3 protein-coding genes, 1 tRNA gene and 2 pseudogenes are annotated in these 6,220 nt (G+C 65.8%); 4 read left to right on the top strand and 2 right to left on the bottom strand.

Features of this window, described 5'->3' with window-relative positions; genetic code table 11:
• A pseudogene (locus ABZ215_RS19100) lies at nt 1-292 on the bottom strand (hypothetical protein); the annotation flags it as partial.
• Nucleotides 293-317: 25 nt separating this feature from the next.
• The gene (locus ABZ215_RS19095) at nt 318-2,090 is read right to left on the bottom strand and encodes a bifunctional homocysteine S-methyltransferase/methylenetetrahydrofolate reductase (RefSeq protein ID WP_354950520.1); all 1,773 of its coding nucleotides are present in this window, start codon (nt 2,088-2,090) and stop codon (nt 318-320) included.
• Between the two features lie 261 nt (nt 2,091-2,351).
• On the opposite strand from ABZ215_RS19095, the gene ABZ215_RS19090 reads away from it, so the two are divergent.
• The 4 genes and pseudogenes from ABZ215_RS19090 to ABZ215_RS19075 form a co-directional block, all read left to right on the top strand.
• Nucleotides 2,352-2,425, top strand: a tRNA-Ile gene (locus ABZ215_RS19090).
• Between the two features lie 85 nt (nt 2,426-2,510).
• On the top strand, nt 2,511-3,782 hold the full coding sequence (locus ABZ215_RS19085) for a tyrosine-type recombinase/integrase (protein ID WP_354950518.1): 1,272 nt from the start codon (nt 2,511-2,513) through the stop codon (nt 3,780-3,782).
• A 237-nt stretch (nt 3,783-4,019) separates the two neighbouring features.
• Nucleotides 4,020-5,750: an AIPR family protein gene (locus tag ABZ215_RS19080; RefSeq protein ID WP_354950516.1), complete on the top strand. Its 1,731-nt coding sequence runs from the start codon at nt 4,020-4,022 to the stop codon at nt 5,748-5,750.
• Nucleotides 5,750-6,028, top strand: a pseudogene (locus tag ABZ215_RS19075) (helix-turn-helix transcriptional regulator); the annotation flags it as partial. The gene ABZ215_RS19080 and the pseudogene ABZ215_RS19075, both read left to right, overlap by 1 nt.
• Nucleotides 6,029-6,220: the final 192 nt, after the last annotated feature.

Below are 6,220 nucleotides of genomic sequence, written 5' to 3'. Positions count from 1 at the left end.
AAACAACCCCCTCCCCCAGCACCCCCACCGGATTGGGGTGGGGGGGCCGGGGTTTCCGGCCCGACGCCAAATCGGACACGCCGACGCTGTGGAAGGCCGTGCCGTGGCTCCGTCTGAACGCGACGGTGATGGCGGGCGGACCGCCTGGCGCGCCTTGCAGTTCGCGCATCGCCTCGCGCAGGGCTCGCTCGACGGGTGGTGATTCACCGGCCACCGCGCGGCCCGTGAGGACCGTGCACCCGGCTGTGCCGAGTGCCCCCAGCTTCAGGACCGTCCTGCGCGACAGTGCCATCGAGCGAGGGTAACACCGCGACCGGTCAGAGCTGAAGCGCCGATTTCTCTTGCCGCAGAAGCGATTCGATCTTACCGGGGTGCTCGTCGGCGACCACCACGGCGCCGCGGACCAGGTCGCGCGCCCCGTCGAGCAGCTCCGCGGCGAGCGTGAGCCCGACCTCGGCCTCCCGCTCCCCGGCAGCCTCCAGTTCGGACAGTGCCCGCGGCGGGATGGTCACGTCCGGGACCTCGTAGGCCAGGTACTCGGCTTCGGCGAAGCCGGACAGCGGCGCGATCGCCACCAGCACCGGGATGTCCACTCCGGACAGTTCGGCGACCATCCGGGACAGGCCCTCCAGCTCATAGACCGGCCGCGTGATGAGGAACTGCGCGCCCGCGGCGATCTTCGCCTTGGTGCGGGACAGTTCGGCGTCCAGGTCCTCCGCGCCGGGGTTGACGCGCGCGCCGATGTGGAAGGCGGTGCGGGTGGCCAGGGTGAGGCCGGTGTGGTCGCGGCCGGAGTTGAGGCCGGCGAGCAGCCCGATGAGGCCGACCGAGTCGACCTCCCAGATGCCGTCGGCGCCCGGGTAGTCGCCCAGCGGTGCCGGCGTTCCGGTCTCGCACACGACCGCGCGCAGGCCGAACGCGTGGGCGCCGAGCAGGTCCGCCTGCAGCGCCGCGAGGGACCGGTCCCAGGCGGTGACGGTGGTGATCGTGTCGACGCCCGCCTCGCGTTCCAGGCGGAGCGCTTCGCCGAAGTTGCCGCGCACCAGCGCCAGGTCGGCGCCGCGGACCCGCTCCACGTCCTCCGGTTCGCCGTGCGGGGTGACCTGCGCGGCGAGCACGAAGCCGGGCCGGGCGAGGCGGCGGGCGAGCGGGCTCTGGGGCGGCGCCGGGCGCGGCTTGGGCACGGCCGTGACGGGGCTGGCCTGGCGGGGCCGCAGATCGGCCAGGCGGGCGACGACCTCGCGGATGTGGCCGGGTGTGGTGCCGCAACAGCCGCCGATCATGGCGGCGCCGTGCTCGGCGAAGCGCCGCGCGTACCGCCCGAAGTGCGCGCGGGCGACCGGGTAGGTGAAGCGCCGCCCGGTGCGCCGCGGCATACCCGCGTTGGGGTGCACGCCCACCGGCAGGTCGCCGGCGTCGCGGAGTTCGTCCAGGATCGCGAGCATGTGCTGGGGGCCGACGGTGCAGTTGGCGCCGACCGCGGTGACCGGGAGGCCGGTGAGGGTCTTGACGACCTCGCGGGGCGTCTCGCCGGCCGGGGTGAGGCCGTCGCTGGTGAAGGTGGCCTGGGCGACGATCGGGAGGTCGGTGACCTCCGCGGCGACCGTGATGGCTTCGACCAGTTCGTCGAGGTGGCCGAAGGTCTCCAGGACCAGCAGGTCGACGCCGCCGTCGACGAGGGCCTGGACCTGTTCGCGCACGACCTCGGCGCGCTCGTCCGCGCGGACGCCGGCCCGCGCGGACGAGGACACCGCCGGGGAGACGGACCCGGCGACGAAGATGGTCCGGTGCACCCCGCGGCGCGCCTGCCGGGCGAGCCGCACGGCGGCGAGGTTGATGTCGCGGGCGCTGACGGAGCACCCGTGCTCGGCCAGCCGCAGCCGGTTCGCGCCGAAGGTGTTGGTGAGGAGCACGTCCGCGCCCGCGGCCACGTAGCTCTCGTGGATGGTGCTGACGAGCTCCGGGTTCGAGAGGTTGAGTTCCGGCAAGGCCCGGTCCAGCGAATTGCCCGCCACGTGCAGGACGGTGCCCATGGCCCCGTCGAACACCAGAACCCGCTCGGACAGCTGCTCCGCGAACCGACCTCTCACGTACCCTCCCGGCGCCGTTACCTCCGGGCGTGCACGTGCACGAGGATCCGGCCGGCGCCGCACCCCCACCAGAGCACCGCGCCGCCCGCCATGCACCCATCCTAGGCGCTGAAGCGGGCACATCGACCGGTTCGACACCGCAGGTGCACCACCACTGGGCCGTCCGGGTGACCCGCCCACCGCGGTGGTGGCCGGTCGGCGTGCGATATGTTGTCGTTCACCCTTCGATGGGTGCGGGCCGCCGCTGTGTGCGCCCGCCTGGGGCCGGTAGCTCAGCTGGTTAGAGCAGGGGACTCATAATCCCTTGGCCGCGGGTTCGAGCCCCGCCCGGCCCACCGGTTCTGAGCAGCGGAAACAACTTCAGACGATCAACCGAAGTTGATCATTGGGTGCGGCCCTGGGTGCGAGTATCCTAGGGTGATGGCTCGAACACGCCCTGACGCCCGCCAGCGTGGCCGCATCGAGCAGCGCGGCGACAGCCTTCGAGTGGTGCTTTACGCCGGCATCGACCCGGTCACGGGCCGCCGCTCCTACCTCCGCGAGACGATCAAGGGCTCCGACGACGCCGCCTGGCGCAAGGCCGAGAACACCCTCACCCAGTTCCGAGCGAAGGTCATCAAGCAACGCTCCACTGCGTCGACCGTCAAGTTCGGCTACGCGATCGACGAGTGGCTCCGCACTGCGGATCTGGAAACGAGCACTCGCGACGGTTACATGGGCTACATCGATCGAGTCATCAAGCCCATCCTCGGAAACACCCCGGTCAGCAAGATCGGCGCCCGCCAGCTCGAGACGCTCTACGCGGAACTCCGCCGCTGCCGCAAACGCTGCGACGGCAAACCCTTCATCGAACTCCACAAGAAGGACGGCGACCACGACTGCATCGCCGCGAAGTGCGTGCCGCACGAATGCAAGCCGATGGCTGCGTCCACGGTCCGCCAAATCCACTCAATCATCAGCGGGGTGCTGAACGCCGCCGTCCGGTGGGAGTGGATCGACTCCAACCCCGCCAAGATCGCGCAACGCCCGAAGCAGAAGCCGCCCGAGCCCGATCCCCCGTCCCCCGCAGACGCGGCCCGCCTCGTCGAAGCCGCCTTCGAGATGAGCGAGGACTGGGGCACCCTTGTCTGGCTCGTGATGACCACCGGCATGCGCCGCGCCGAGGTGGCCGGGCTCCGCTGGTCCCGCGTCGACCTGGATGCCGAAGTAATCGAGATCCGCCGTACTTACGTCCAGAGCAAGGGGAAGGGCAAGGAGAAGGACACCAAGACCCACCAAATGCGCCGGCTGGCTCTCGACTCCGAGACGGTCGCCCTGCTCCGCGCCCACAAGCAATATTGCCGCGACGAGCTCTTCAAAGTCGGGGTGGAGCTCACGGACGACATGTTCGTCTTCATGAGCGCCCGCACCGCCGACGCCCGAGTCCCCTACTCCCCCGACGCCATCTCACGCCGGTACAAGCGCATGGCCGCCCGGCTCAACCCGCCCATCGACACCCACATCCACGCGCTCCGCCACTTCTCCGCGACCGAACTCCTGACTGCCGGCATCGACCTCCGCACGGTCGCAGGCCGCCTCGGCCACGGCGGCGGTGGGGCAACGACCCTGCGCGTGTACGCGGCCTGGGTCGCCGCAAGCGACCGCAAGGCGGCGGAAATCCTGGGCTCTCGCATGCCGAAGCGGCGTGGCTAGGCACGGACAGCCGAGTGCCTGGGCAAATGCGGCCCAGCTGCGAGCATTCACGAGCACGCCTGATTTACAGAGGGACATCGAGACAGACCTCGACCTGCGCGTTTCTCGCCCCGTCACGTGACTTTGGGGCAGATTTGGGGCGACCACCATAGGGGCGCCACGGAGCAACCAACAGGCTGCTCCCCTGTCTGATCGAAGTGGCCCAACTCGAACGGCTGCGCCGGTACTCTCCGTAGCATGCAGGACAACCAGTTGGTGCTGATCGATCAAGTGATCGCCGAACGCCAGGAAGCACGGGCCGTGGCGCTACCTGAGGCGACAGCGTTCGAAGTGTTCGCATGTGAGTGCGCTCTTGCCGATGAGGACCTGTCCGCCGAGGAGGTCGAAGCCGGCGTCGTCGGCGGCGGCGGAGACGGCGCCATCGATGGGGTATACGTCCTGCTTGGTGACACACTTCTCGCCGAGGACAGCGATATTTTCCAGGAGGATTTCAAAGCTTCTCAGGTGGCTAAGGGGACATCCCTTCGATTAATCTTGGTGCAAGCAAAACGAGAAACATCCTTCACCGAAACCGCGATCGATCTGGCGACTTCTTCAACTCGCAGATTACTCAACCTAGGAGAGGATGAGGACGACCTCGCCGAGTACTACTCTCGCGATCTCATTGCTCGATTAACACTGTTTCGGACCGCGCTTCAGAAACTTGCAACAAGACACCCCAAGGTTCAAATCAAGTTTGTATATGCAACTCGCGGACGCACCAGTGAGATCAACACCAGAGTCAAATTGAAAGCCCGCGACCTTGAGGTGGATTTCAGCAATGCCGCCGCCGGCGGTGAAGGTTCCGTCGAGTTCTTAGGCGGCGCAGAGTTGTGGGAACGGGCTGGCAGACAGCCGTCCTACACTCTTCAGCTCAGTTATAAAGAAAGTGCAACAAGTGGAACTAGTCACGTTGCGCTCGTAAGCCTTCGCGATTACTTCAACTTCCTGACAGACGAGAACAACGGACTTCGGAGACACATTTTCGATTGGAACGTGCGAGACTATCAAGGCGATGTTGAAGTAAACAAGGAGATCGCCGACTCGCTCGACAGCGCCTCCTCACCTGAATTCTGGTGGCTAAACAACGGAATCACTATCATTTGCTCCCGTGCAACGATTATCGGGAAGACATACTCCCTCGATGACGTCCAAATCGTCAATGGTTTGCAGTCCTCGCACACTATCCACCGGTATCTCTCATCCGCCCCGGCCGACCATCCAGCATTCGGCCGCTCCGTATTAGTTAGAATCCTCGTCACCGAGGACCCGGCGACACGAGACCTGGTTATACGCGCAACCAACCGGCAGACATCCGTTCCCGCCGCCTCCCTCCGCGCGACCGACGATATCCAACGCTCCATCGAAACGTACTTCAGCGGCAACGGATGGTATTACGATCGCCGCAAGAACTACTATCGAAATATAGGCAAGAGCCCTGAGAGAATCGTGAGCATTCCTTTGCTCGCCCAAGCCGTAATGGCTATGGGACTTAGTCAGCCCCACAACTCTCGCGCCCGCCCTTCGAGCCTCCTTAAACGAGACGAGGACTATCAGAAAATCTTCTCCAGCAAGGTTCCTCTTGCCGTATACCTATGGTTAGCAAAAGCACAAAGGGAGATAGACGGGTTCTTGCTCACAGAAGGGGCCGGCACTACCCCCCAAGAACGCAACAACTTGCGGTTCCACCTGGCTATGTTGGCGGCTATGAGGCTACACGGCCGCAAGGTTTACGCCCCACAGCAGTTGGCGAAGATTGCCGACGAAGACACCTCGGTCGCCGATGCGGATCTCCCCTTCCTTCTGGGCGAACTGAGAGACGCATACTACGAATTCGGAGATATGCACGGCTACTCCGACGACAAGAGTGCGAAAGGTTCGGAGTTCGTAGAGTACTTATTCAATCGAATCTCGAACAACGACAACTAATGTGGATGGATAAGATTAGCAACGACAGCTTGGGCAAAGACGTGACAGATACTGCTAAAAGTGGAAGGTGGCTACACGTGGCTCAAGCTGTCGCCGCTCCCCCGGACGGGTCGGATGCCGGCGAGGTCATCCGCTGGTACCGGCAGCACCACAACCTCACCCAGCAGGAAGCCGCTGACCTGCTAAACACCACGCAGTCCTGGGTGTCAAAGGTCGAAAAGGGCAAGCTCGTGCCCGGCCTTGCCGAGCTGCGGTCGATCGCGGCCAAGCTGCAAATACCGCCGGAACGGCTGGGTGTCCTGCCGGACCACTCAGCCGACGCCGTCCCCAAGCCGGGGCAGGTCAGCTCGGCCGGCGCGCCACACGAGAGCCAGGAGCACTGGAAGCTCGTGCGGCGCGAGCTGAACGCCAACCGCGCCCGGCTCGGCGACCTCGCCTCCGAGCTGTATCCGCAGGCCCACCGCATCCCC

The organism is Amycolatopsis sp. NPDC006131, from assembly GCF_040614175.1.
GTDB classification, from domain to species: Bacteria; Actinomycetota; Actinomycetes; order Mycobacteriales; family Pseudonocardiaceae; genus Amycolatopsis_E; species Amycolatopsis_E tucumanensis.
Note: the sequence above shows the minus strand (reverse complement) of the source record. Positions and strands in the feature narration are given on the sequence as shown.

Excerpts from the sequence above, each read along its gene's own strand:
- ABZ215_RS19085 (WP_354950518.1), top strand. The coding sequence starts at position 2,511 with ATGGCTCGAACACGCCCTGACGCCCGCCAGCGTGGCCGCATCGAGCAG.
- ABZ215_RS19080 (WP_354950516.1), top strand. The coding sequence starts at position 4,020 with ATGCAGGACAACCAGTTGGTGCTGATCGATCAAGTGATCGCCGAACGC.